26 protein-coding genes and 1 pseudogene are annotated in these 26,745 nt (G+C 37.8%); 6 read left to right on the top strand and 21 right to left on the bottom strand.

What is annotated here, in order from left to right; genetic code table 11:
* Positions 1-127: 127 nt before the first annotated feature.
* Entirely contained in the window at positions 128-259 is a 132-nt protein-coding gene (locus C9J34_RS22330) for a DUF5839 family protein (RefSeq protein ID WP_238600590.1), read from the bottom strand.
* Between the two features lie 191 nt (positions 260-450).
* Positions 451-552: a replication domain protein gene (locus C9J34_RS22325; RefSeq protein WP_238600589.1), complete on the bottom strand. Its 102-nt coding sequence runs from the start codon at positions 550-552 to the stop codon at positions 451-453.
* A 604-nt stretch (positions 553-1,156) separates the two neighbouring features.
* On the opposite strand from C9J34_RS22325, the gene C9J34_RS06975 reads away from it, so the two are divergent.
* From C9J34_RS06975 to C9J34_RS06965, 3 genes and pseudogenes are all read left to right on the top strand, one after another.
* Positions 1,157-1,486, top strand: a complete 330-nt coding sequence (locus C9J34_RS06975; RefSeq protein ID WP_107839139.1) for a hypothetical protein — start codon at positions 1,157-1,159, stop codon at positions 1,484-1,486.
* Between the two features lie 41 nt (positions 1,487-1,527).
* Positions 1,528-1,650, top strand: a pseudogene (locus C9J34_RS06970) (SDR family oxidoreductase); the annotation flags it as partial.
* A 104-nt stretch (positions 1,651-1,754) separates the two neighbouring features.
* The gene (locus C9J34_RS06965; RefSeq protein ID WP_107839138.1) at positions 1,755-2,732 is read left to right on the top strand and encodes a tRNA dihydrouridine synthase; all 978 of its coding nucleotides are present in this window, start codon (positions 1,755-1,757) and stop codon (positions 2,730-2,732) included.
* A 409-nt stretch (positions 2,733-3,141) separates the two neighbouring features.
* Here the strand turns inward: C9J34_RS06965 and C9J34_RS06960 are convergent, their stop codons facing one another.
* The 10 genes from C9J34_RS06960 to C9J34_RS06915 all read right to left on the bottom strand — a co-directional run bounded on the left by C9J34_RS06960 (position 3,142) and on the right by C9J34_RS06915 (position 11,968).
* Positions 3,142-3,621: a methylated-DNA--[protein]-cysteine S-methyltransferase gene (locus C9J34_RS06960; RefSeq protein ID WP_107839137.1), complete on the bottom strand. Its 480-nt coding sequence runs from the start codon at positions 3,619-3,621 to the stop codon at positions 3,142-3,144.
* Positions 3,605-4,501, bottom strand: coding sequence for a DNA-3-methyladenine glycosylase family protein (locus tag C9J34_RS06955; protein ID WP_107839136.1), 897 nt, complete (start codon positions 4,499-4,501; stop codon positions 3,605-3,607). Before C9J34_RS06955 ends, C9J34_RS06960 begins: the two co-directional genes overlap by 17 nt.
* Positions 4,488-5,054 (bottom strand): bifunctional transcriptional activator/DNA repair enzyme AdaA, encoded by a 567-nt coding sequence (locus tag C9J34_RS06950; protein ID WP_107839135.1) that lies wholly within the window; start codon positions 5,052-5,054, stop codon positions 4,488-4,490. Before C9J34_RS06950 ends, C9J34_RS06955 begins: the two co-directional genes overlap by 14 nt.
* A 121-nt stretch (positions 5,055-5,175) precedes the next feature.
* Positions 5,176-5,628, bottom strand: coding sequence for a helix-turn-helix domain-containing protein (locus C9J34_RS06945; RefSeq protein WP_107839134.1), 453 nt, complete (start codon positions 5,626-5,628; stop codon positions 5,176-5,178).
* Positions 5,629-5,852: 224 nt separating this feature from the next.
* A complete protein-coding gene (locus tag C9J34_RS06940) occupies positions 5,853-6,572 on the bottom strand; it encodes a glycerophosphodiester phosphodiesterase (RefSeq protein WP_107839133.1) in 720 nt (239 codons plus the stop codon).
* A 14-nt stretch (positions 6,573-6,586) separates the two neighbouring features.
* Entirely contained in the window at positions 6,587-7,927 is a 1,341-nt protein-coding gene (locus C9J34_RS06935) for an ABC transporter substrate-binding protein (protein ID WP_107839132.1), read from the bottom strand.
* 47 nt (positions 7,928-7,974) lie between these two features.
* Positions 7,975-8,787, bottom strand: a complete 813-nt coding sequence (locus tag C9J34_RS06930; protein ID WP_107839131.1) for a carbohydrate ABC transporter permease — start codon at positions 8,785-8,787, stop codon at positions 7,975-7,977.
* Positions 8,784-9,629: a carbohydrate ABC transporter permease gene (locus tag C9J34_RS06925; protein WP_411830023.1), complete on the bottom strand. Its 846-nt coding sequence runs from the start codon at positions 9,627-9,629 to the stop codon at positions 8,784-8,786. The genes C9J34_RS06930 and C9J34_RS06925 overlap by 4 nt, the downstream gene beginning before the upstream one ends.
* 71 nt (positions 9,630-9,700) lie before the next feature.
* The gene (locus C9J34_RS06920; RefSeq protein ID WP_107839129.1) at positions 9,701-10,792 is read right to left on the bottom strand and encodes an ABC transporter ATP-binding protein; all 1,092 of its coding nucleotides are present in this window, start codon (positions 10,790-10,792) and stop codon (positions 9,701-9,703) included.
* A gap of 240 nt (positions 10,793-11,032) precedes the next feature.
* Positions 11,033-11,968: a helix-turn-helix transcriptional regulator gene (locus C9J34_RS06915; RefSeq protein ID WP_107839128.1), complete on the bottom strand. Its 936-nt coding sequence runs from the start codon at positions 11,966-11,968 to the stop codon at positions 11,033-11,035.
* A gap of 108 nt (positions 11,969-12,076) precedes the next feature.
* Here C9J34_RS06915 and C9J34_RS06910 point away from each other — a divergent pair, with 108 nt between their 5' ends.
* A complete protein-coding gene (locus C9J34_RS06910) occupies positions 12,077-12,556 on the top strand; it encodes a GyrI-like domain-containing protein (protein WP_107839127.1) in 480 nt (159 codons plus the stop codon).
* A 178-nt stretch (positions 12,557-12,734) separates the two neighbouring features.
* Here C9J34_RS06910 and C9J34_RS06905 read toward each other — a convergent pair whose 3' ends face one another.
* A complete protein-coding gene (locus tag C9J34_RS06905; protein ID WP_107839126.1) occupies positions 12,735-13,751 on the bottom strand; it encodes a helix-turn-helix transcriptional regulator in 1,017 nt (338 codons plus the stop codon).
* Between the two features lie 195 nt (positions 13,752-13,946).
* On the opposite strand from C9J34_RS06905, the gene C9J34_RS06900 reads away from it, so the two are divergent.
* Positions 13,947-14,621, top strand: coding sequence for a class I SAM-dependent methyltransferase (locus tag C9J34_RS06900; protein ID WP_107839125.1), 675 nt, complete (start codon positions 13,947-13,949; stop codon positions 14,619-14,621).
* A gap of 16 nt (positions 14,622-14,637) precedes the next feature.
* Positions 14,638-15,678, top strand: a complete 1,041-nt coding sequence (locus tag C9J34_RS06895; protein ID WP_107839124.1) for a saccharopine dehydrogenase family protein — start codon at positions 14,638-14,640, stop codon at positions 15,676-15,678.
* Positions 15,679-15,928: 250 nt separating this feature from the next.
* Here C9J34_RS06895 and C9J34_RS06890 read toward each other — a convergent pair whose 3' ends face one another.
* The 8 genes from C9J34_RS06890 to C9J34_RS06855 form a co-directional block, all read right to left on the bottom strand.
* On the bottom strand, positions 15,929-17,845 hold the full coding sequence (locus C9J34_RS06890) for an AraC family transcriptional regulator (protein WP_107839123.1): 1,917 nt from the start codon (positions 17,843-17,845) through the stop codon (positions 15,929-15,931).
* A 193-nt stretch (positions 17,846-18,038) separates the two neighbouring features.
* Positions 18,039-18,686 carry an ABC transporter ATP-binding protein gene (locus C9J34_RS06885; protein ID WP_107839122.1) on the bottom strand — a complete coding sequence of 216 codons (648 nt, stop codon included), beginning with the start codon at positions 18,684-18,686 and terminating at the stop codon, positions 18,039-18,041.
* Between the two features lie 4 nt (positions 18,687-18,690).
* The gene (locus C9J34_RS06880; RefSeq protein WP_107839121.1) at positions 18,691-20,334 is read right to left on the bottom strand and encodes an ABC transporter permease; all 1,644 of its coding nucleotides are present in this window, start codon (positions 20,332-20,334) and stop codon (positions 18,691-18,693) included.
* A 3-nt stretch (positions 20,335-20,337) separates the two neighbouring features.
* On the bottom strand, positions 20,338-21,450 hold the full coding sequence (locus tag C9J34_RS06875) for a Fe(3+) ABC transporter substrate-binding protein (RefSeq protein WP_107839120.1): 1,113 nt from the start codon (positions 21,448-21,450) through the stop codon (positions 20,338-20,340).
* A 197-nt stretch (positions 21,451-21,647) separates the two neighbouring features.
* Positions 21,648-22,709, bottom strand: coding sequence for a Fe(3+) ABC transporter substrate-binding protein (locus C9J34_RS06870; protein WP_107839119.1), 1,062 nt, complete (start codon positions 22,707-22,709; stop codon positions 21,648-21,650).
* Positions 22,710-22,722: 13 nt separating this feature from the next.
* Positions 22,723-24,147, bottom strand: a complete 1,425-nt coding sequence (locus C9J34_RS06865) for a HAMP domain-containing sensor histidine kinase (RefSeq protein WP_107839118.1) — start codon at positions 24,145-24,147, stop codon at positions 22,723-22,725.
* Positions 24,144-24,815: a response regulator transcription factor gene (locus tag C9J34_RS06860; RefSeq protein ID WP_107839117.1), complete on the bottom strand. Its 672-nt coding sequence runs from the start codon at positions 24,813-24,815 to the stop codon at positions 24,144-24,146. Before C9J34_RS06860 ends, C9J34_RS06865 begins: the two co-directional genes overlap by 4 nt.
* A 325-nt stretch (positions 24,816-25,140) precedes the next feature.
* Positions 25,141-26,382 (bottom strand): vWA domain-containing protein, encoded by a 1,242-nt coding sequence (locus tag C9J34_RS06855; protein ID WP_107839116.1) that lies wholly within the window; start codon positions 26,380-26,382, stop codon positions 25,141-25,143.
* Between the last annotated feature and the right edge of the window lie 363 nt (positions 26,383-26,745).

Genomic DNA, 26,745 nt, shown 5'->3' with positions numbered 1-26,745 from the left:
TATAGACATATATAATTTATGTAGTGAGAAATAAACAATAGTTTTTTAAAAATTAAGTAAGAGGGAAACAAAATATAAAAAAATAGTAGAGTGGAAAAACCTAACTTTTTCTACTCTCAATCTCTCTTCACTTATTTTTTACAGGTATTCTTTCAAAAATTGTTACGACTCTTTTATATCGTTTTCCCGTGTCTTCTACTTCTTCTCGAAAAGCTTCTGCTACTAAAAAAGGGGCCCCTGCTTTTCCAACAGCTACAATATCACCTGGTTGAGTCGTAAATATTTAGGGATATGCTACGTATATTTTTTAAAATATAGTTTCAACAACACTCCCTTTTTACTTCTGATGTGAAATCCTGAAAGTGTATTATTCTCCTTCTCCATTACGGCATTCTCTCCAATCATCAACTTTTATTGATTTCCATAACGAATAGAATAATTCTGAAGTTCTCAATTCCATTGGGCCACAATCGAATATGCCTTTTCTTCCATATCTGACTCCTCATCTTCTAGTTGAATCAAATCATCGTGGTCAACATCATCTAAATTCAACTGTCTATGCACTTCCTTCAACAAACCGCCATAGGAAATCATACGCTTTCGATGTCAGATAATCTGAATCTTTCACAGCGTATTTCGCTGTTTGAATCGCAGTAATCTCTTTTTCCTTATCTCCCTCGCTCACGGAAAAAACTTTGTTCCGCTGAATAATCTACAACCTGTTAGTGTATTACGTTACTATGAAAAAAATAAAATATACTAATACATGATTTAATTAATTAGACTACTTTAATCGCAACGAATAAAATAAATAATACACTGCTCAAATAAAAGATTCCTCCAATTAAACTATGAGTTCTTTTATATTCTCTCGACCCCAATATAAAAATAATTAAAGCCATAAAAATCAATAAAAAAGGGATTGATTGGTTATTTTTTGTGAACATACCATAAATACTAATTGCCATAACAAGAATTACAAAAATTATTTGAAATAACATTAAAATATCAAACTTTTTTTCAATTTTATACCTCCCAGTGATAATCTATCGCTAATTTCTTCCAATAAAATCACTCTTAAACAACCATAACATTTTTTATACACTGATTCAAAGCTTTCTTTCAGAAGCAAAGCTATAATGAATGTGAAGTAATTATGCAGGAAATTTCACAGCAACAGGATATGTCACTAAGTATTTTATACAATCAGGAGCTTGCCTATATATTGTGGAAAAAGGGCCTTTATGCGGAGGCACTACAGCATGTAGAAAAATACGATATCCCCTCATATGTTGTTCATCCTCTTGAACGAGCGGCTGGCTATGAGATTTTGGCAATATGTGCCCATTGCTATTATCATATAGGTAATGAAGAACAAGCCTTTGAGGATATTGTCTACAGTAAGCAGCATGTAAAGCATTTGCCTAACTCAACATATAAAAGTTTAGTTTATAGTATTTATAATGCTATATTTAAGAAAAATTAGAGGGTAAAGGGGTATTTCCATATAATTATTTTAATCAAAATCCATTACAACGTATTGTACAGCCTGAAGAACTAGCCAAAATCGTACTGTTCTTAGCATCTGATGAATCTAGCTACTCTACGGGCTCTGAATTCGTCATTGATGGCGGTATTTCTGCACGTTAATTTAGGGTTGCTGGATGATTCCAGCAGCCCTCTTTTATTTTCAATAGCCGATAAATATGTTATCTTTTTGCAAGACACAGTTTTGAAAGAGAGGCTATTTATTCATGAAGCAAGACAATTTTTGGCTTGATTTACCAAAGCCATTTTTTATATTAGCACCGATGGAAGAAGTAACAGATGTTGTATTCCGCCATGTAATTGCTGAAGCAGGGCGTCCAGATGTATTTTTTACCGAGTTCACGAACTCAGCAAGTTATTGTCATCCAGAGGGCGTTGATAGCTTACGCGGTCGTTTAGCTTTTACAGAGGACGAACAGCCAATCGTTGCACATATTTGGGGAGATAACCCTGAGCATTTCCGACAAATGAGTATCGGTATGAAAGAGCGTGGCTTTAAAGGCATCGATATTAATATGGGCTGCCCTGTCGACAACGTCGCAGAAAGAGGAAAAGGGGCTGGTCTAATCCTTCACCCTGAACTGGCAGCCGACATTATTCAAGCAGCCAAAGCGGGTGGATTGCCTGTGAGCGTTAAAACAAGGCTCGGTTTTACAGAGTTAAACGAATGGCGTGAATGGCTGACACACCTACTAAAACAAGGGATTGCCAACCTGTCAATCCACCTTCGTACACGCAAAGAAATGAGTAAGGTACCTGCGCATTGGGAACTTATTGCAGATATCAAAAAATTACGCGATGAAATAGCTCCTGACACATTGCTGACGATTAATGGAGATATTCCTGACCGCGCAACAGGGCTTAAGTTAGCCGAGCAATATGGTATTGACGGTGTGATGATTGGGCGAGGTGTCTTTACGAATCCATATGCTTTTGAAAAGGAGCCGCAGGAACATAGCGCTGAAGAATACTTGCGTTTACTCAGCCTACACCTCGATTTGTATGACCATTATTCAAAGGAGTTCGAGACGCGCTCATTTAGAGCGTTGCAACGATTCTTTAAAATCTATGTGCGTGGCTTTAAAGGCGCAAGCCATTTAAGAAACGAGCTGATGAATGTGAACTCAACTGATGAAGCACGTGAACTATTGCAAATCTTTGCAAATAAAAGTAACGAAGAATAAATTAAAGGGCATGCAGAAAGTTGTATTATAGCTTTCTGCATGCCCTTTGTCACTATTCTATTTTTTGCAATACTCAGCTAGTTATGCTCTGGTCATATTGTCATTTGGACTGAACTGCCTTGCTGTGCTAGTGTACTTACATACGGTGCATACTAAGCATTTTCAGACATATCTTCAAAGGATGTGGTGCCCTCAGTAACACTATAATTTCGGCAGCCTACGCCCTTGTTAAAGCCTATTTCGGATTAAATTTACCTTCACTACATAATAAACATATTCTACTGGTACATCAGTAAATTCGGTTGCCTCCCTTTGCTCTGTTAGCAAGCCTAATCTCGAAATTATCACAACGCTGGATTGGTATAAAGGAATTACAAATATTACAGCAAAAGAAAAAAGACAAGTCCTTTTAAAACTTGCCTTCTTTCATCGATTTCTCATGCTGCAACAGCCATTCTTTTCTCCATAAACCACCAGCATAGCCCGTTAATTTTCCATTAGAGCCGATAATTCGATGGCATGGTACAACAATGCTTAGCTTATTTTTTCCATTTGCACTACCAACTGCCCTAACTGCTTTTTCATTCGCAATAGTTAGAGCAATATCCTTATAAGATACCGTTTCAGCATAAGGAATTTCAGTTAAAGCCTGCCAAACTGTCTTTTGAAAGTCAGTCCCTTCAAATTGATAGGAGAATGTAAATTCTTGGCGAATCCCTTTAAAATATTCATTAAGCTGGTTATAGCAATCTGTTAAAATCTGGGGCACTTCAACCTGTAGTGTATTTTCTTGTTCCACAAACAGTATTGAAACAATCGCTTTCTCTGTTCCCATTATTTCAATCGTGCCGAGCGGTGATTCATAGTACAATTTATATTTTTTCTCCATATAGTGACCTCCAAAGATAAAAGGTTGCGTATGCCTGCCAGCCTTGCCAATTAACTGCGTATGCTTCTATTTCATTGATTGTTGGTTTACTCTCAAGATTTAATAATTCCTTTAAAGCGTTATGCAAACCAACATCTGTTATTGGAAAAGCAGTTCTTTGATGCAAGCAACGCATCATCACATAATTTGCTGTCCATGCTCCAATGCCTCGTATTTCTGTTAAAGCCTTCTCTACATTTTGCATTTTTAACAACTGCGCTTTTGAAAGCTTACCATTCATTATTTCCTGCGCAATATGAATGATATATTCTGCCTTTCTTGTTGTGAATTGAAGCTGTTTTAAGTCCTCTACACATAACACTGCGATTTTTTCCACCTTGGGAAATTGCCAAAATGACTCTTCTTCAAAAAGAACACATTCCCCAAACTGTTCAATCAAGCGCTTTTTCAATGTGTAGGCAAATGTCAAATTAATTTGCTGTCCACTAATTGCCCAGACGAGTGCCTCAAATAAATCCGGAACACCAACAACTCTCAAGCCGTAATATTTCTCAACAAGTGGCTGCAACACTGCATCTTGTATTGCAAGTTGATAAAAAGCCTCTAGGTTTTGTGCTAAATCAAACCATTCCCAAATATATTGTGCTACTTTTTCACGCTGGGTAATGGTCGGATTCTCAATAAGAAACTCCACCTTTATGCAATGATTAGCCCATATAACGCTACATAAAACACCATGTATAACTTTATATATCGCATCACCCTTTATTCGATGAAGCACTTCTAGATCAGAGCGATTTAAGTAAATCAAACATTCATCAAAGCTAAACTCTTTAGGTGGCACGATTTCGATATAAGCCTCATAATTATTCCACCGCATTGTGGAGCCCCCTTCTATATTCACTAGGTGAGCAATTTTTTAAGTTACGAAACACTTTATAGAAGTTAGAGGGACTATGAAAGCCTACCTCATAGCAAATTTCTAAATTCGTTAATTTTGTGCTTTTTAAAAGGTATGTCGCCTTATCAATCCGTATTTTATCCAAATATGTGCGAGGTGTTTCAGCAGTTTCCTGTTTAAATAAACGCTCCAAATAATAGGGGCTTAAGCCTATGTGCTCTGCAATATTTTTCAATGTTATATTTTGCTTATAATGATTCACTAAAAAGGCAATAACTCTCCTAACCATTTCGTCATGTGGCGAATGCTCAACTTCAGGCTGACATCTTTTACAAGGACGAAATCCCGCTGCCTCTACGGCCTCCATATCATCATAAAATGCTACATTCACCTTTTTTGGCTTCCTTGATTTACAGGAAGGACGGCAATATATTTTCGTTGTTTTTACGGCTGTAAAAAATAATCCATCATATTTACGGTCACATGCTATAATTTTCTCCCACATTTCCTCAAATGTAAGGTTGAGTTTCATATTATCCACCGCCTTCTATAATAGTTATTTTAACAAAAAACCACTCGTCATTTCGTCCTTATTCTTGCGGTTATGGTCGATAAAAAAGCTGTGAAAAGTATGTTTCCACAGCTTTTAGCGATTATTGATATTTGTTTTTCAATTGATCGCTTCCTACCCCACCTACAACCATTAAAATAAGCGGTAAGAAGTTCATAATAAATTTAGGTACTCCTTCTAAAATCAAGATATTTGTATCAAAGAAATAATTAGACCCTATAATCACTAGCTTGGCAACTAATAAAAATACTCCTAATAAAAAGATACTATCAAAAAAACCTTTCCATTTTGGATATGCTAGCTGTTTGCTATCTTGAATTACTTTTTCTTTCAATTCCTCGTCACTCCTTAATAATTCGTCAATAGTGATGCCAAATAAATCACTTAACTCAATAATAACTTCAATGCTCGGATAATTTTTGCCCGTCTCCCATTTTGAAACAGACTGTCTGCTAACATGAATTTTTTCTGCAAGCTCTGCCTGTGACCAGCCTTTTTTCTCTCGTTCCTGCTTTAAACGTTCACTAAAAATCATGATGTTTCATCGCCCTTCCTTACCATTTTAGTATTCAAAAAGTAGCGTTAAAAGTAAAGCTAGTTCTAGGTGCATCAAGGTGCAACCTATAGTTGCTGTGTAAAAAAACCTGTAAGGATGCTATCTTCCCTACAAGTTTTATGAACAATTCATGGTGCTTAAATATAAACCATCTTATCACCAAAAACAAACCGCAGGAAACCAAATGGTCTCCTGCGGTTTATCTAGTTGAAACGCTCTGGGAAGTCCGTCATAACGACTTCTACGCCTACCTTCACCAGTTGCTTGTATTCATCCTCCGCATTGACTGTATAAATGCGCAGCGGGTAACCTGCTTTTTTAGCAGCCTCACCATATGCTGACAAGGCGTATGGTGCCTCACAATGAATGGCATTTGCGCCAATTTCCTTAGCAATCCATAGCGCATTGTCTGGCATACCAAAAATCAAGTAGCCAATCTCGATATTAGCATTTTGCATGCGTACACGCTGTAGACTGAATGGATTGAAGGAAGAAATAATAATGCGCTCCTGCAAATCATATTTGTTAATTAAGGCTAGCACCTTGTCCTCAAGTCCTACATACTGAATTTGGTCATTTTTCAACTCGATATTTAAGCGTAAATGATTGCCTTCCTTTTGCATCCAAGCTAACACCTTGTCGAGTGTTACTAAGCGTTCTCCTTCAAATTTTGAAGAAAACCAGCCTCCCGCATCAAATGTCTCTAGCTCCGCTAAAGTAAAGTTCTTCACAAAGCCTTGACCATTCGTTGTGCGGTCAATTTTTTCATCATGAATAATGATGACCTCTCCATCTTTTGTCAATTGCACATCAAGCTCAATGCCGTTGACACCGCTCTGCAACGCTTCCTCAAAAGCACGCATCGTGTTTTCTGGAAATTGACCACTCGCCCCTCGATGTGCAAAGATTGCTGGTTTATTCATATTGAACGCTCCTTTTACTTTTTTCGATTTGCTAAATCAAGTGCTTGATTTGTTTCTTGCACCGCTTTGTTCAGCGCTTCTTCAGGATTTGCCCCTTGATATAGGCTTTCCATCGCATTTACTACTTTTTGTCTTGCCTCTGGGAAAACAGAAATTAACGCTCCCTGTGTTGCAACTGTCGGCTTTGTTGCACCCAATTGATCTACCGTTACTTTTAATTGCGGGTATTTTTCCCACTCAGATTTTACAACATCTTGATTATAGGCATCTGTATTAATTGCGAAATAGCCTGTGTTAACATGCCACTGTGCCTGTACTTCGGCTGATGTTAAGTATTTCATAAACTCCCAAGCCGCTTTTTGTTGCTCTTCTGCAATACCGTTTGCCATCCATAATGACGCACCACCGATAATAACACCTTGCCATTCAGTGCCTTCTGGAACAGGTAAATAGCCTGCGCCTACTTCAAATGGAGATTGCTCAACAATGCCGCGAACACCTGCTGATGAATCAAGATACATTGCAATTTTGCCTGATTGGAATGCTGCGCGCATATCATCCCAGTTTTGCCCTGTATTATAGAATGTTCCCTCATTATACATGTCGCTAATTAAATTAAATACATTTTGACCTTCTGGGCCATTGAAGATAGCCTCTGTCGCATTACCTTGACGTCCGTTTTCTTCGTTTACAAATAAACCACCTTGTGCAGCAATTAATTCCTCAATAAACCAACCGTAATTTAAAATAGAAAAACCATATTGATCGCCTGTTGTTAATGCTTTTGCCGCCGCTTTCAATTCCTCATATGTTTTCGGTGGGTTTTCTGGATCTAAGCCCGCTTCTTTAAATGCATCTTTATTGTACATAAGAATCGGTGTCGATGAGTTAAATGGCATTGAATATTGTACGCCATCTACCGCATAGTAATTGGTAATATTTTTTTCCCATTTGCTCGTATCATAACTTTCAGCGTCGATAAACTTTTGAACAGGCTGGATTTTCCCTGTATCAATCATATATTTTGTTCCAACTTCAAATGTTTGCATAATCGTTGGCGCATCCTTCGTTCCTGCAACTGTATTAAACTTTGTAATAGCTTCCTCGTATGTTCCTTGGAAAATAGCTTTTACTGCAATTTCATCCTGTGATGCGTTGAAATTTGTTACTAGTGCATTCACAGCTTCTTCTAATTGACCGCTCATCGCATGCCAAAATACCACTTCTGTTTTGCCCTCAACTTTTGGTGCCTCTGTATTTTTCTCGCCTGTCTCTTTCTCTTTGTCACCACACGCTGCTAATACTAGCGCAAATACTGCGAACACCATAAATAAAAACAGTTTCGATTTCTTCATTTTGTTAAACACTCCTTATTATTTTATCTCACTTTAATGAGTACCTTCTACTTTACAGCGCCTCTTGTTAGACCTTCTTGCAATCGTTTTTGCCCTAAGAATAGGAGAATCAATGTTGGCAAAATGACCATGACGACGCCTGCCATGACGACACCCCATTCAGTTGCTAGCTCTTGCGCTTGCATTTGCTTTAAGCCGATTTGCACTGTGCGCATTTTCGCATCGTTTGTCACAAGCAATGGCCATAAATACATATTCCAAGCTGTTAAAAAACAGTAGATTGCTAATGTTACTAAGCTTGTTTTTGAAACTGGCAAGACGACCTTCAGTAAAAATTGCAATCTACTAACACCTGCTACTTGCGTTGCCTCATACATTTCGATTGGTATTGTTTTAAACTGCTGTCGCAATAAAAATGTCCCAAATGCCATCGCAAAAAATGGCACAGATAAGCCAAGATATGTGTCTGTCCAGCCTAATGCACGAATCGTTTGGAAGTTTGGAACCATCGTCGCCTCCCAAGGAATCATCATTGTTGAAATAAAGACCATAAACAATAAGTTTCTTCCTTTAAATTGAATAAACGTAAAGGCAAAGGCTGCTAAACAGCAAAATAAAACCTGTCCAAGCATAATCAATGTCGATACAACGAAACTATTTAATAAATAGCGCATTAACGGCACTTTTTGAACGGCATTCACATAGTTCGTCATTTCAAAGCTGCTCGGAATAACTTTTCCTTGTAGCACCTCTCCTCCTTGCATAAAGCTAATAAGGAATGCGTACAAAATTGGGAAAAACATAATGAATGCCGATAGCGTTAGCAGCACATATAATAAAATCTTTTTCCAAATGCTCATTGATAGTGCACCCTCTTTTCTCCCCATTTAAATTGCAGGATTGTTACGACAAGGATAAAGGCAAACAATAATACCGCCTGCGCACTTGCTGAGCCGATATTGAAATTCACAAAGGCATCTTTATAAATGGAGTAAACGATGACATTCGTTGATTCCATCGGTCCACCCTTTGTTAAAATATCGATTTGCCCAAACGTTTGAAACGAATTGATTAATGAAACCGTTACAATAAATAGCAGTGTCGGTGACAATAAAGGCAATGTAATTTTGCGTAATGAATAAAAATCACTTACTCCTGCAATTTTTCCACTTTCATATAAATGAGAGTCAATATTGTGCAAGCCACCGAGCAAAATCATAAAGCTAAAGCCTGTATTCATCCAAATTGTTGAAATCGCCACTGCAATTAAAGCCGTGTCAGGATTTAATAGCCATTGCATTTCCGAAAAGCCGAGCGCTTTCATCATTAGATTACTAATACCTACTGCTGGATTGTATATAAATAGCCAGATAACAGAGGAAGCAGCTACACTCATCCCCATTGTTGAGGAGAAAATTGTACGGAAAAAGCCGATTCCTTTTAGTTTTTGATTCGCTAATAAAGCTAAAAATAGTGCGATAATAATGCCTGCTGGTACTGTATACAAAACGAATAAAAAGGTTGCCTTCATACTCGTTCTAAAGGAATCTGATTGAAGTAAATTGCTATAATGCTCTAAACCAACAAATAGTTGCGCATTCCCTTGTGCATCCGTCAAAAAAAAGCTCAAATAAATCGTTTTCAACATCGGATAAAATAAAAATACAGTAAACAGTAGAATAGATGGCAATAAATACAGCATACCTTCGACAAAGCTAGGAATACCTTTTCTAGCTTTTGCCTTCTTTAAGGCTCCTTGTTCCTTTGCTGCCATCATATGATCGCCTCCATCGGTGCAAGTACTTCGCCTGTTTCAATACGTTTTTCTGTCGCAAAATCAAACAAGTGTAAATGTGCAACATCAACTTTAAAGGGAATCATTTCACCTGCTTCAAAGCCCCATTGACCTGCCCATTTTGCTGTCCATTGCTCGCCATTTAGTGAAAACATAATTAATGTTTCCGTGCCAAGTATTTCAACATGTTCAACCTTCCCAATAAATGAAGGCTTATCGCTTCCGGCTGACATAATATGCTCTGGGCGAACACCGACATAAACCTTATCGTTTGCCTTTGGTGAGGCTGGTAGCTTCCATTCATCTGTTATTTGCAGCGATTGCTTATCGAATGTCCCTTCAATCATATTCATTGGCGGTGAGCCAATAAATGTTGCAACAAATTTATTTTCAGGATAGTTATAGACATGTAGTGGATTGCCAATTTGCTGAATATCGCCACCATTTAATACCATCATACGGTCCGCCATTGTCATTGCTTCAATTTGGTCATGCGTTACGTAAATCATCGTCATACCTAATCGACGTTGGATTTGCCTTACTTCTGAGCGCATTTTCGAGCGCAGCTTTGCATCTAAGTTAGATAGTGGCTCATCCATTAAACAAATAGGTGCTTGAGAGGCGATAGCACGCCCAAGTGCTACACGCTGTCTTTGACCACCTGATAATTCACGCGGCTTGCGCTCTAATAAATGCTGCAAGCCTAACAATTCTGCCGCATCCACACAACGCTTCTTTTGCTCTTCTTTTGAAATTTTTTTGACATGCAATCCAAATGTAATATTTTGTGCAACTGTCATATGTGGAAATAGCGCATAGTTTTGAAACACCATCGAAATATTTCGTTCATCAGGTCTGCTATATGTCGCTTCCTGCCCATTCATCATTAATGTTCCATCTGTTACTTGCTCTAAACCAGCAATAATTCGAAGCAACGTACTTTTGCCACAGCCTGATGGGCCAACGATAGCAAAAAATTCGCCTTCCTTCACAGTAAAATCCATATTTTTCAATACTGTAGTTTCCGCGTTATACGCCTTCTTCAAATCCTGTACTTCAATAGCATTCATTTAAATCCTCCCTTTACTACACTCCTGCTTTATCATAGAGTATGCATATAAAGGACATGTAAATGCATTATAAGGATTTTGTAAATAAGGGGACAGTGAACCAAAAGAGGAATTGTTTAAAAAGGAAATACTTGATGCATTATCTTTGTAATATTAATAATTAAAAGCGAGTGTTTTCCTTCTTCGAAAGATTGAAAACACTCGCTTTTCAGCTTTTTTGTTGAGGTTTAAAATAGGTCATTATATATATAGCGAAACCACCTCCTGCAAGCCTTGTGAAATCTCTTGTGGCATTTCTTTTATTGTCATATCTTTCCCTAAAAAAAGGAGCCAGTTCACGGTTTCTTCTAATTCTTTTATATTATTTACGTCAATAAAAGCTTGCAATATGGCAACGGTTTGAAAAGGATTTGTAAAGGAAAGTGAAAATTTTAATGGATGATATTTTTTGAATTGCATAATTGCCTTTGGACCTAATTCAAGAATAAGATTGATTTCCTCTCGCTTATTGAGGATTTTTTTCTTATTTATTTGCTTTTTAGTCATGAAGGGTTTTATGTCTAGAAGATGGTCAACAGGAAAGATGCGTTGCCTTTCTTCCTTCAAATCAAAGCCCTCGATAAACCATAAACCTTTTTCATGATAAAGGTGCAAAAGGTAAATGGGATATTTTCCTTCATTGTTAATAAGCAACAAATAATTATTCAAAAGAATGAGCTGAATTAGCTTTTCTAGCATCGGATGTGGCAAATCCGATAGCTCAAGAAGATCCGGGTTATGCGGATTCGTTCCTTCAAAAAGTAAAATTTGATTTAAAAGCACAAGGTCATCCTGCTGCGTTTCAGATATAAGACCTAATAATTTTTCAGCTAAAGATTGTCGACTTTTTAAATAAGGGAGCTGCTGATTTCTCGTCGCCATAAAGGCAATAAAAAGCGCCTTAATTTCGTTATCAGTAAAGCGAACATTGGGTAAAATAGAATTATTCATCACGAAATATCCACCAGCTCTCCCAACCTCCGCAACAAGCGGCATCCCCATTGCTTCAATTTCCCGAATATCACGAATAGCTGTCGCACGGGAAATATTAAATTCCCTCATGATTTCAGAGATTGTAAAATGGGCGCGATTATTGATATAGCGCATCATCGTATTAATTCGTTCGGTTTTTTTCATAATAGTCTCCTAAACAGTATCATTTTTTGATACGATTTAAAGCTATTATAAACATATCAAATGAAAACACAAATCATTTGAAAAAAACAACAAAGGAAGGTCATAGACATGGGAAATTACACAATTGAAGAAAAAGAAGGCTTCATCGTTTTAGGTATAGGAGTTGAACTGAAAAGCGATTACACAGATTATGTCGGCATTAACAAGGAAAAATCAGATTTCTGGCAGGGCATCAAAGAAGATGGCACACTAGACACATTAAAGAAAATAGCAACAAATCATTATGTTTTCACTGTAAATGAAGCAGTTAATAATAAAATGATGCACTATGCTGGCGTTATGACAAACGAAACATTACCAGAAGCAACAAGAATTATCCAATTTCCTAAAGGGGAATATTTAGTTGTGAAAGGGGAGGCTGCTACATCTGAGGAGTTAAGCAATTTGCTTACTGGCATTGCCTTTGGTCAAGCATTACCAGAGGCACAAGATGTTGCCTACGTTGGCGGCCCAAATACAGCAGTTGAAATGGGTGAAAAGAACGGCTTAGTGTATGGTGAAATGTGGATTCCAGTTGTTAGAAAGTAAACAATTGTAGGGAAGGTAAATGGATATTGCCTTCCCTACAATTTTTCTAAACATATAGATGGTGAACACTTATAAGCCTCATCGACCAAATCCCCCCTTAATAACAAGCGAGAAATATAATGTGTACAACGGATGATATTAATCTTCTATTTGGTATAACTTCATCGCTTCTCTTTGTCTACCTACAAATATCAGCAATCTTACCAACTAATTCTCTCCTACTATTTACATCTACTTTCAGAAAGATTGATTTTAGATGATCCTGCACGGTATAAGCCGATATTGAAAGCTCATTTGCTATACATTTTGTTGATTTCCCCTCTAATAGTAGCTCAACTAGCTCATATTCTCGACTTGTTAAATGATAAAGAGATAACAGTATTTTTTTAGCCTCATTAGGTGAGATTCTCTCAATTAATAAAGCGATTTGAGCAGCTGGAGTGAATAGCTGACTAACGGTTAATGTCATAAAGAGATGGTTAAAGGCATATAGCACCATTTTAGAAGCGTCAGCTCCCTTATCCTGTGAACAGATTGCACGAATGGGTCTTGGCAAACGATTACTCTCAATTTGTTCTTCCTGCCTTAACCAATCTAAAAATTTTAAACCCATTTGGTTAGTTGAAATAACATTTAATGTTTGATCTAAGATGATAATGCCTGTTTCAGTAATCGTTTCGTCTACTGATTTCCTTGTTTGGAATGAGTGAGAAATAGATTCCTTTAACCGTTGAGCTATAGATGCTAAGGATTGGTTTAAAGCATCTATTTCAGCTTGGCAAAATACACCTTGTTCTTCTATTCGATATAACGTCAAAAAGCCGTAACAATGATTTTTATAAACTAAGACCGCGCGTAGCTCATCAATAAATCCATTAGGCGCTAAGATTTCCTGAAATCTTTTACTGCGTGACATATCTCCCTTTGTTGCTTCAAATATTGTCTGGCAATAGATTTTCTTCTCAAGCAATTCCGTATAACGATTTAAGTCTTCCCCATTATATTCATTTTCAAATAATTGCGGATGCAGCAACTCAATACGCTCATCCGTCAACGCGCCTGTAGATAATAATGTCTGAGGGTCAACAGTTGTAAAGCAATAAGCTTCATACGGAATTTTACGTTTTATTAGCTCTAAAATCCTTTTTCGAAAGTGATAGGAATCTTTTAATGGATGTATTTGCTGTAAAAACATATTCCATTCTCCTCTCTATTTTCATAATCCCCACATTTATGGGATAGGTTTTTCTGTTTAATTTTATTATTATAAATGAAAACTATTCTCAATTAATTATAAATGAGAATCGGAGAAAGGCAAAATGCTTGTTCTCCGTGGAGCTATACAGCTCAAAGCAAAAATAAGAATGATTGAAGGAGTTGTCTACAACAAATGAATTTAAATTGGCATAACAATCAAGTAAAGACCTATGATCAACAAATTTCTAAAAAAATTGCAGGCTACAATTTGCTATATGATTTAACAAGTCATTTGCTTTCTATACACATCCCACCTATTCAACGAATGCTTATTATTGGAGCTGGTGGAGGGCAGGAGCTAATTTCGTTCTCATCTGTCCTACCGAATTGCCACTTTACCGCACTAGATTTTTCTGAACCTATGCTAGCACGGGCAAAAGAGCGCACCCAGCAATTAAACACCCCCATCGATTTTGTACTAGCCAATTGGATGGATTATGAAGTTACAGCTCAATTTGATGCAGCAAGTTGTTTATTAGTTCTAAATTTTATTGAAGGGATTGAGGAGAAAGCAAGATTTATAAATAAAATTTATCATTCATTAAAGCCTGGTGCTGTGTTGTTTATTGCAACAATGATGAAGGATTCTGAGCAATGTATGAAACGACAACTAGCAGCTTGGAAAAATTACATGCAGCAACAAGAAATATCGTCTGAACATGCAACAAAATTTGCAGAAACTTATCAAGACGCTTATCAATTGTTACAGGAAGATGAGCTTATTTCACTCTTAACTGCCTGTGGCTTTACGTCTGTTAGCCATTACTTCCAATCATTTTTACTGGCAGGCTATATTTGTATTAAGTAATCGAAAGGAGCTTTTTATGGAACGCGATCAAATACTCGTCGTTGGGGGTTACGGTCAAGTTGGTAGCATTATTTGTCGCCAACTAACACGTATTTATCCCGGAAAAATATGCATAGCTGGTCGAGATATTGAAAAAGCTCAGCATTTAATCAATGAAAGCAATGGCTCTATTCAAGCCATCTCGCTCGATATTCACAAACCATTTGATGTTTCGATATTACAAAATGTTAAGCAAGTAATTGTATGTGTTGAGCAACAACATACTCAATTTGTGGAGGCTTGTTTTCAACAAGGAATCGATTATATTGATATATCAGCCTCTCACATGTTTTTACAGAAGATTGAGCAACTTACAGGTATGGCACAAGAACATAATGCTTCAGCCACTTTGAGCATAGGCTTGGCTCCGGGAGTGACCAATCTTCTTGCCAAGCATGTACAACAAAAATTAGGTTGTGCTGAAGAATTATCAATTTATATTATGTTAGGCTTAGGTGATTCACATGGGAAGGCTGCTATTAATTGGACAGTAAATGAGACGTTACGTAATTTTTATCGTCTGGAGGGCAATGAAAGAGTACTGGTAAAAAGTTTTATTACGGGTAAGAAAATTAACTTTGGTAAGAGCTTAGGGTGGCATACTGCTTATGATTTTAACTTTGCTGACCAACATGTACTTCAGCAAACTTTATCTATCCCTGTTGTAAAAACACAGCTATGCTTTGATTCGAATCTTATTACAAGAGCTGTACATCTTTTAAAAAAGACAAAACTTATTTATTGTATGCCAGTTCAATTATTAACTTTATTGTTTTCTCGAATCCACATAGGTCAACCAAAATTTGCTGTCAAAGTAATCGGGCGAGACCGAGATGGCAAAATAGAGGAGATACAAGTCAGTGGCAAGAAAGAAGCAAGTGCTACAGCAATGATGGCTTGCTTCATTTCTCAAAGTATGTATGAGTCAAAATATCCTACTGGTGTCCATCATATTGAACAGCTGTTTTCTTGGGAAGAAATTCATCCATTTTTAGCATCGGAAATAAGCATAAGCTGACGAAGATAGATTTAATAGAGTATGTTAACAATAAAATTGGTTCTTGTTCCTCATTCATGCCAAAGGATTTTTAAAGACCATATCTAACTTATAGAAGTTAGCGAATTCTCTCTTCATAAAAGCTGGAATAATACAAAAGAATGTGTCTGCAAATTTATTTTGAGACACATTCTTTGCAACTACCCTATTTGGAAGATATTGAATATAAACACTCTAGCTTTTGTAAAGTTTCTCCTTACTCAACAACTTACTACTTATTTTCAACTTGTCTCTCACTTAGCATGTCAACAATATCAGAGACTTGCCCTTGAAGAGAAATAGGGTCAGAGAACCAGAAACGGTAACCGTCAATTTCAAAAACCTTATTCTCTTGAACAGCAGGTAGCGTACCCCAAATCGAGTCACTAGCATAGTCATAGGATTCTGATTTAAGATCTACAGCTACAAAAATATAGTCTCCGGCATAATTTCGTAACACCTCATTGGATATTTCCATCCATGGTTGTTCAGGGTTAATTTCTTTTGCAATATTTTCTTGCATAGGTAATTGAAGCTCATTATATATGGACTTTCCTGTGTAGCCATTTCCATAGATTGTTATTGTTTTTTGGATTCCTCCAGCAAATACGGTAACTGTCTCGCCTTCTGTTATTAATTCTTGCGCTTCACTTCTTGCATCGGCAATTTGCTCGTCGAATTCCTTTTCCCAAGTAGCTGCAACTTCTTCCTTGCCAAGTATATGACCTATTTGACGAACCTCTCCTCTGACATTAGAATCGAGCGTAATTAGTACTGTAGGCGCAATTTTGGCGTAACTCTCTACATTTTTGCTATTTCCCGTAATAATCAAATCTGGCTTTAATGCAACGATTGTCTCTAGACTATCCCCAATATCCTCTATTCCATCAGTTTCTCCTTCTAGATAAGGACTTTGCATATATAGTCCCAAACTACCGATAGGCTTTATCCCAAGGGCCAGTAAATGACCGACATAGTAATCCGTAACAATTCGTTCGGGATTTGCAGGAATCTCTATATCTCCATTTGCAGTGGAAATAACACGTGTTCCCGCACTTTTATTTTCTGTATTAACTGGTTGCTTTGCTGTTGATTCTTGAGAGCCTTCCGCATTCCCATTGGTAGAGGTAGTATTACCTGCACTACTACAAGCCCCTAATAGCAATCCGAACGCAATTAGCAAACTTGCTGGAATAGCTAAATGTTTCTTAAACATAGTTGTTGATTCTCCTTTTTTAACACCGAATTGATAACGATTATCATTTTCAATATAGCATCTCAATTGTGAATCAACAATGTCATATATTTTATGATTAGATGTAATATCTTCACTCATATATCCTCGTTTACGAAATACCGATGGCGCCATTCCTGTATGCTTTTTGAATGCTTTACTAAAATAATATACATCTTGATAGCTAGTAGCAGCAGCAATCGAGCGTAAGGACATTTGTGTTTCAATCAAAAGCGTAGAAGCCCTTTTCATACGTAAATGAATCAGACAATCGATGGGACCTCTGTTCAAAATTTGCTTGAACCGATTAGAAAGATGACCAGGACTACAATTCATTGCTATAGCTAGTGAATCGAGGGTTATTGGTTCAGCATAATGCCCCAACATATATTCCATAGCCATCGTTACCAGGGCAACCGGATTAGCAGCATTTAGATGTTCCGAAGATGATTGATTTTGCTCAAGCACCTGAGCAATCCATTGATAAAATAATGCCTTCATTTGAAATCGTGCTATGGATTTCTTATCTTGGATAAGTTCAAGCATTTTTTCCAAAATATCATGTAAAATAGCAGGGTTAGAAGGGAAGATACGGGACACCAAATTAAAAGGGCAATCTATTTTAGAAGCGAGGTCGCTTCTTATATGTGCCTCGTAGGATAAAATAATGTATTCTACAGGCTCCTTTCCAGTATGCCATTCAATCCAACTGTTAGGTCCAACGTGAAATAATTGTACACCGTGTACTGAAAAAATTTGTTCATCTAATAGGAGTTGAGCACTTCCACGTCTGATAAAAATGAAGCTACTGGTAGAAAGCAAAGAAGCAGGAATTTTAGTATGGGACGACAATTTGCAATTATTAATATCGACAACCTGAATATCAGCATATTGCCAAAAACTTATAACATCCAAAATTATTACCTCCTAATGCAGTTTAAAGTGCCCCTTATCTATCTATTACTCAACTTTAGTGCTATTATAATTGATAATAGTTATCATTACCAATGAACTTTTTGAATACATTAAAGCCGATGAAATTTTATGGAAAATCAAATTTCATCGGCTTATCGCTTTATATTAGACTGTAGTACTATACAATATTTCCCTAACTCCCCCCCTGAACATGTATGACACGATCACATATTGCCTTAACGTCTTCTTGATCATGAGAAACAAACAGGCATGTTATATTTGCTTTTTGCAAAATCTGTCTCAGTTCACTACGAATAGTTGCTTTCAAATGAGCATCTAGGCTACTAAATGGTTCATCCATCAAAAGTACAGAAGGTTCGGGCGCTAGCGCTCTGGCCAGTGCAATTCGTTGTTGTTGTCCGCCACTTAGCTCATGGGGATAACGATTTGCATAGTCCTTCATTTGCACAAGCTCTAGCATTTGCTCAAGACGTGCACAACGCATCGACTTCTTGAGCTTATGAAGCCCGAATACGATATTATCAGCAATCGTCATGTTTGGAAACAAAGCATAATCCTGAAAGACCATGCCAACACCTCGTTTTTCAGGCTCAATAAAAATACGATTATCTACTATTATTTGTTCATTAATAGTGATACTTCCTCTTTCCGGCATTTCAAGCCCTGCTATTAGCCTAAGAAGCGTGCTCTTTCCACTTCCGCTTGCTCCTAGAATACCAACAATCTCTCCTTTTGACATCGTGAATGATAGCTCATTAATCACTGCTGGCTGTCTTCCAGCGAAACGGAAGGTTAAATGCTCTATTACTACATAAGACATAGGTTCATTTCCTTTCCGATTTAAGTATAAATAGTACAGAAACTAGTCCAATCAGTATTAGCAGCAACGATGGCAACGCAGCATCAAATACCCGTTCATCTGTTGCATATTGATAGGCTCTAGTTGATAAGGTGTTGTAGTTAAATGGTCTGAGCAGTAGGGTTAACGGTAACTCCTTGATAATTTCTACAAAGGTTAACACAAAACCGCTGAGTAGTGCCCCTTTGATTAATGGCAATTCTACTCGAAGGAAAGTAGCAAAACTGCTTCTTCCTAGTGTCCTAGACACTTCTGAATAAGCTCGTGGCAATTTCTCATAGCCCGCTTCTAACGCACTATAGCCTGTTGCCATAAAGCGAATTACGTAACCAGTTATCAGCATTACTAATGACAAACTGAGTACAAGTGCCCCTGCCTCTTTGCCCATCACTTGATAAAGCGGGGCAAGCCAATCATCTAAAGCAATGAAAACCGCCAGTACCCCGATTGCCACAATTGCTCCTGGTATTGAGTATCCTGCCGATAAAAGTCGCGTCAGAGCCTGCATAAAAGGAGAATCAAACATTCGAGCAGCTCGAGCAGCGAGAAGGGCAATCAAAAGTATGATAGCAGTACCTATAGTTGCTCCTTTTAACGTATTTACAATTAAATCAATAAAGTCAGCACGCAATACAGTACTACCATATCGAATTGACCAAGCTAGCAATTGAAGAATTGGCGCAAGGAAAGCTAGCACAAAAATTACTGTACAAAATATGGTTGCCCCCCATGCTGCAATGCCTTTTAACGGTTGTGGCTTAAGCAAGTTGCTCCTTCTCGTTGTACTTCCATATCTTCTGTTGCGTCGTAGTAGACGCTCAAGTATGAAAAGACTAATAACACCAAGCATGAGCCACGCAGCTAATTTCATAGCAGATTGCACATCATACATCCCAAACCAAGTTTGAAAAATTGCTGTTGAAACGGTCTGAACGCCAAAATAATTAGCTACCCCGTAATCACCAAGCACCTCAAAAATAACTAGCATGATGCCAGCTATAATTGCAGGTCGAGCAAGTGGCAGAATCACCCTGAAAAGGACCGACAGTGGCTTATGTCCAAGCAGCCTTGCATTTTCAATAAAAGATGCACTCTGACTTTCTAAGAAGACACGTGTCAGCATGAAAATATACGGAAATAAAAACAATGTCAAAACAAAGATGGCTCCACGGTCCGACATAATCTCAATTGTGCCAGGTGGTAAGACAATGTCAAAACGATTGCGCAATGTGGATTGAATAATACCCGTATATCCCGTCATCGAGCTATAAGTATAGGCTGCTATATATGGCGGAATAGCAAGTGGCAACACAAGTGCCCATCTGTAAAAATTACGCAAAGGAAATTTATAACAGACGATGAGCCATGCAAGTAGCACTCCAATTATTCCAGCAAAAAAACTTGTAAAAAGGACTAGCTTGGCTGAACCTAAAATATAATCAACAAGCAAAAACTGTTTGACGTTTGACCAATTTTCATTGGGAGAACGAAACAATCCAGAAAGAACGTAAAAGATGGGCAGCAATACAACTACTGCCCCAATTACACTTGCTATTGTCCATCCGTTAATATGCTTCCTAGCTGATCTCAGAAGCAGATTAATTTTCATCTGCTATTTCCAACCAACCTTATTTGCAATTTCTACAGTCTTTGGATTTAATTCACCGTATTTAGCAAAATCAACGCTTTGACGTTTGAACGAGCCCCAGCTTTTCAGCAACTCTGGAAGCGTCGCCTCACTGTTGACAGGGAATTCAAAATTAGCATGTGAAATTTTTGTTTGCGCTTCTGGCGCTGTCAAAAACTCCAACAGTTGAATCGCATTTTCTTTATTTTTACTATATTTTACAAGACCTGCTCCACTAATATTGATATGTGTACCAGTCGTTTGTTGATTTGGGAAGAATACACCCACTGACTCTGCAACTTTTACTTCCTCTGCATCTTCGGAAGCTGCCAATTGCCCCACATAATAAGTATTCATAAGCGCAACATCACCTACACCTGATACAATCGCTTTCGCTTGATCGCGATCGCCACCCTCTGGTTCACGTGCTAAGTTTGCTGCAAGACCAGCTGCCCAAGCTTCCGCTTCTTCCTCACCCATAATATCTATGAATGAAGCAAGTAGGGACTGGTTGTACAAGTTCGTCGATGATCTTACTACGACTTTCCCTTTCCACTTATCCGTCGCTAAGTCCTCATAAGTAGATAAATCGCTTGGATTCACACGGTCTTTCGCATAGACGATAACGCGAGCACGGGTAGATAAACCAACCCATTGATTATCCTTATCACGTAAGTCAGCAGGAACCTGTTTATTTAAAACTTCAGATTCGATCGGCTGTAAAAGCTCCTCTACTTTTGCAGAATTCAAGATACCACCATCTACAGTTATGAATAAATCGGCAGGTGTACTCTGACCTTCACGTTTCATACGCTCAATTAATTCTGGTGCTTTCCCTTCTACTACATTTACCTTAATACCAGTTTCTTTTGTGAACATATCGTATAGCTCCTGATCCACATCATAGTGGCGAGCTGTATAAATATTAATTTCACCACCTGTTTCAGCAGGTTTAGAATCAGTTGATTGTGCAGATTCTTCTGTTTTAGCACTATCCGTATTATTTTGTGCCTCATTGCCAGAACCACACCCTGCTAGCACTACAGCAAAAACGACAAGCAAAAGTGTGAATAAGAATGAATTAGATTTGTTGAACATGTTTCTTTTTCCTCCTTGATTATAGCTGACGATAATTTTCATTCTCATTTAGATTTGAAAAATAAACTCACTTCAATTAATTGAAAATGAGAATCATTATTATCTAAGCTGTCTATAAAATATTCTAGCAGGAGAAAATGAGAAAACGCTGTGAAAAATAAATTTAATTTAATAAATAACGAAATTTTTGCCTTACCCTATTGCCACCCTACCTTCTCAAAAATTTCGGCTGCTTGTTTATGGAAATAACCGAGGTTCGCAATATCAACTGGCTGTCGCTTAAAACTTCCCCAATCCTTTAACATCTCAGGCATATCGGCTTCAACATTCACTGGAAACTCGTAACTACCTTGAGTCAGCATAGTCTGCCCCTCACGGCTTGTTAAAAACTCCGCAAGTTTTAAGGCATTATCCTTATTTGGAGCATACTTGGCCAAACCAACACCACTAATATTCACATGAGCGCCTGTTGTCTGTTGATTTGGAAATAAGACGCCTAATTGTTCCGCAATCTCTCTCTCCTCTGGGTCAGAGGAAACTGACATTTGACCAATATAATAAGTATTCATAATTGCAACGTCACCAATATTCGTAGCAATCGCCTTGGCCTGAGCTTTATCTCCTCCTTCTGGATTGCGAGAAAGATTGCGCACAATACCTGCGGCCCACTTCTCTGCTTCGGATTCTCCTGATAGCTCAATAAATGAGGCGAGCAAGGACTGATTGTACAAGCTAGATGCAGACCGAACCAACACCTTTCCTTCCCATCGCTCATTTGTCAAATCTTCATAGGTAGACAACTCACTTGGGCTTACACGATCTTTCGCATACACAATAACCCTAGAGCGGGTAGCAATTCCTACCCAATAGTTGTCTGGATCACGCCACTCAGCAGGGACATTCTGGATTAGAAGCTTCGAGGTGAGTGGTTGAAGTACTTCGCTTTGCTTTGCGAAATTAAGTACACCACCATCTACAGCGATAAACAAATCAGCAGAAGATGCCTCTCCCTCCTGTATCATTCGTTCTATAAGCTCCTCTGCTGTTCCCTTAACTTCATTCACTTGAATGCCTGTTTGTTTTGTAAATTCCTGAAAAATTTCGTTATCTATCTGATAGTGCCGTGCGGTATACACATTAACCACCTGTTGCTTGTCTTCTGAATGCTGTCCCCAGTTGTTTTTATAGAATAAATAAACTGTTAAAAATAAAATGATGGAAACTAGTAGCAAGAACCACTTCTTACCCCTCTGTTTCATTAAATTCAACCTCCTAATTATTTGTATGAAGACGACTTGTAAATGAAATAGTTACTGTTGTCCCCATCCCTTCCTTGCTTTGAAACGTTATACTGCCGTTGTAGCGATCAACTAGCCGTTTGGCAATTGCCAAACCAAGGCCTGTGCCACCTAACTTACGATTTCTTGTCTTTTCTACTCGATAGAAGCGATCCATTATATGTGGCAAATCGCTTTCAGGAATGCCTATTCCACAATCCTTAACAACAAAAACAGCATAATCTCCATGTATGGAACCTGTAACACTGATAGGAGAGCCCGCTGTAGAATATTTCATGGCATTGTCCAATAAAATCAGCATTAGTTGCTCCAAATGTCCTTCTGCAATTAACACTTCACGGTTTTTAAAGCCTGAAAAAGCTGTCTCAAATGTAAACTGAGGATGGAGTTGCTCCAATTGACTAATTATCTGGAGAATACGCAAGTCCGCTTGTAGTGTAGCCTCAATAGGTTCGTCGCTAGCCTTCTCCATTCCGGTAAGAGTAAGCAAATCTTGAACAAGTGATTTTAGACGCGTTAGCTCATAATAAGAAATATTCAAGGATTCTTCTAATATTTTAGGGTCATCCTTACCCCATTGAAGCAAAAGGGACATATGTCCATCCATAATAGCAATAGGCGTTCTCAATTCATGTGAAGCATCCTCAACAAATTGACTCTGTCGATGGAAAGAAAGCTCAACTTGATCCATCATCTTATTAAAAATTCGCATTAGAGCTGTAATTTCATCCTCTTTGTCAGGAACTATCATTCGTTCTTGTAGCCCTTTACTTTCTACATCCCTCATCGTATCAGCCATTGATTGCAGAGGTCTCAGTAATTGCCGCGCAAGTAAGCCACCTGCAAGACCACTTAAAATAACAATCCCTATGCCAGAAAGGATAAAGACACGTAATAATGCATCTGCCATCTTTTTGAATGCATCTATATTTTTGATGATTTCGATTGTTCCATTAAACGCATGAATGGTAATAGGGCTCCTCATGACAAGTAATGCATGTCCAGACTCCTCTGTAATAGTGATTTCTGTTTTTGTCCTCTGAATCGGATTCACCCATTCCTCAGGGATACCTTGTGATACAGCAATTACCTTATTTCCATGCTGATCAATAATACGAATCATTTGGTTATTCTGATTTTGCTTATCTAAATAACTACGAATTTTTGGTAACTCATCTTGAGTAAACCCTGCTTCCCTTTCCAAAATGCCATTGAGAACATCGCTCATTTTTTGTTCTACTTGCTTTTTCTCTTGATTAATCATCCAATTCTCGACAAATACATATTGCACAACATTATAGGCTATGAACAGCACAAAAATAAGAAAGCTCGCCCATAGTGTTAGCATCCACTTAATTGGCATATCAGAAAATTTTCGCTTTAAATTATACGTTGTCATACTTTCATCATATAGCCGATACCACGTAAGGTTTGGATATAGCTATCTTCTCCTGGCTTGTCAATTTTATTACGCAAATATCGAATATATACATCAACTACATTCGTATCGACTACAGTTTCAAACCCCCATACTATATCAAGGAGCATCTCTCGGCTCATGACACGATTAGCGTGCTCCATAAGCGCTGCCAATAAATCAAACTCTCGCTTGGTTAGTCCAATCTCTTCATTACCTCTTCTGACAACTCTCAAGTCCGCATTAAGAGACAAATCTCGAACTTGCAGCATAGATGACGTCGATTTAGTAGCTTCTCTTCTAAAAATAACTCTCATACGTGCCTTAAGTTCTTCAATAGAAAAGGGCTTCGGTATATAGTCATCTGCACCACAATCGAGACCAGCTACTCGGTCCTTAATACTATCTCTAGCTGTCAGCATAATAACAGGTGTTTTTTTAACTGCGCGAATTTGCCGACACACTTCCATTCCATCTATCTTCGGTAACATCAAATCTAGCAGAATAATATCCCACTCTTCGGCAAGTGCCAGATGTAGCCCTGTTGCACCGTCATATGCTAAAACCACCTCGTTCCCCTCATGTCGCAGTTCTATCTCAACAAAGCGTGAAAGATGCTGTTCATCTTCTATAAATAAAATCCTCTTCATCGCATTTGATTCCTCATTTCTAGCTTGGCTCTAGGTATATCATAGCCATTATATAGTTATTGAGAATTGCTTTCAATTAACGAATGAAGTATTGTCTATAGAAATATAATCCTTTTCACAATAATCACTCCTTGAATTTTAAGCGCTGAAGCGAATGTTTTGAAATTACTAGTTCAAAAGTAACAATTCACCCGCAAGGTACTCAGTTAAACTCGAAATAGGAGCGTGTCTGAAAAGGTGATACCTTTTCGAACAGCTCCTTCTGTACTACTAGTTACTTGTTATTATAAAATTCATAGCGTTTGGATAAGAGTTCCTCCAGCTTTTAATGTAAAATTCCTTTTTGCCTTGCTTCCTTCAACCATTGTGGAAACTCATCAAAGAGTCGATTATACAATTCTTCATCTGATACTTTATCTAAGTCATCTAGAGCAAAGAAATCTGCATTATCAATGAAGCGACCCGGTAAATCATCTAATTTTCGAAGCACACCATAATTCGCATTTCCTAGTCCAACAAATTGCCAGAAAATATTGTGCTTAGAGGCATCCGTTAAAATTTTAGCAATCTCTTTATCCTGATAAATTCCACCATCACTAAAGAATATAATATAGGCAGGCATATCCCTACTAGGCTCTTTTTTAACGTAATGTTTAATAATATCCTTCATTACAGGTGATTCATTATTGCCTGCACCTAAACCGCCGAACATTTTCGGTACAGGGTATGTGCGTTGAATATAGCCCTCAAAGTCTTGCTCTGTTACACTTTTTGCCTTCATAAACTTAGAACCGAAGAACCAAACATCTAATTCACCATTATCATCCATGCAAGCAGCAACCGCTAGCACTCGTTCAAAGGCACGCTGAATTGTGCCGCGCTGATAAAGGCCTGTCATCGAACCAGAGGCATCAAAAACAACCGCTACTCGTGCTTTTTCAGAAGCAATCTTTTTCTTCTCTAACGAAATAGCAACAGTTTTTTTCAACAAATCAATTTTTGTTAAGTTCACCTCTTGCACAGGCTCACTGTAAGGAACAGAAGGTACTTCAGGCTCTTCCACCACTACACCATACGATTCAGCTAATGGCTTTAACCCGCCATTGAACCCCCTACCAATTGCGCGGAATTTAAATTTATCTTGATGGCGATACACCTCTGCAAGCACCAATGCTCTTTCTTCCGTCGCATCATCAATTTCATAGCAAACTTCTCCTTGCGTGCTTTTTATGGTAATAGTTAAACCTTGAACTGTTGCAAATGTTGAATTCCCTTCTAATGTCGCTGTAAAAAAGCAATTTTGAATCATTGGCGAAAGCTTCTCTAGCTGAATTGTAAAAACCACACTGTTTGCATCATTCATCGTCAAGCAAACACTGCGCTCTGGCTCTGTTTCCTGATTATAAAACACCATATAATCATCTGATGGCACTTTACCATTAGCCCCTACTAAAAACGAGCTAACATCTAATACCGATGTCGAATTCCATCGCACCTCCACTGTCACCATACCACTCTCTGCAATAACTGTATTGCCACCTTTTTGTAAAGAAACCATATTAGACATATTAAAACTCCTTTATCTATTAAATTAAAGATTATATCTTTTATTAAAAATTTTATATCACTAAACAATAGGGGTAAGACCCTCCACTGATGGGAGATTCACTTTATAACTAACGCTAACATTACCTTTTAGCTAACTTAAAGCGATATTTGTCTCCACTTGAAGAACTCAAGTTATTTAAAATCCTCTTACCATAATTTCTATACAATAACGATAAAATCCTTTTAGTTTCTATATATAGAGAAAAGCCACTCTATAAAATATAAAGAGCGGCTTTTCTATGTTTATCCCGTATTAACAGGCTGTAAGACCCGATTGGTGAAACTACCAATCAGTGGGGGATGAGGAAAACCCCCACTGATT

This window comes from Metasolibacillus meyeri (genome assembly GCF_003049505.1).
In the GTDB taxonomy this organism is placed as follows: domain Bacteria; phylum Bacillota; class Bacilli; order Bacillales_A; family Planococcaceae; genus Metasolibacillus; species Metasolibacillus meyeri.
Note: the sequence above shows the minus strand (reverse complement) of the source record. Positions and strands in the feature narration are given on the sequence as shown.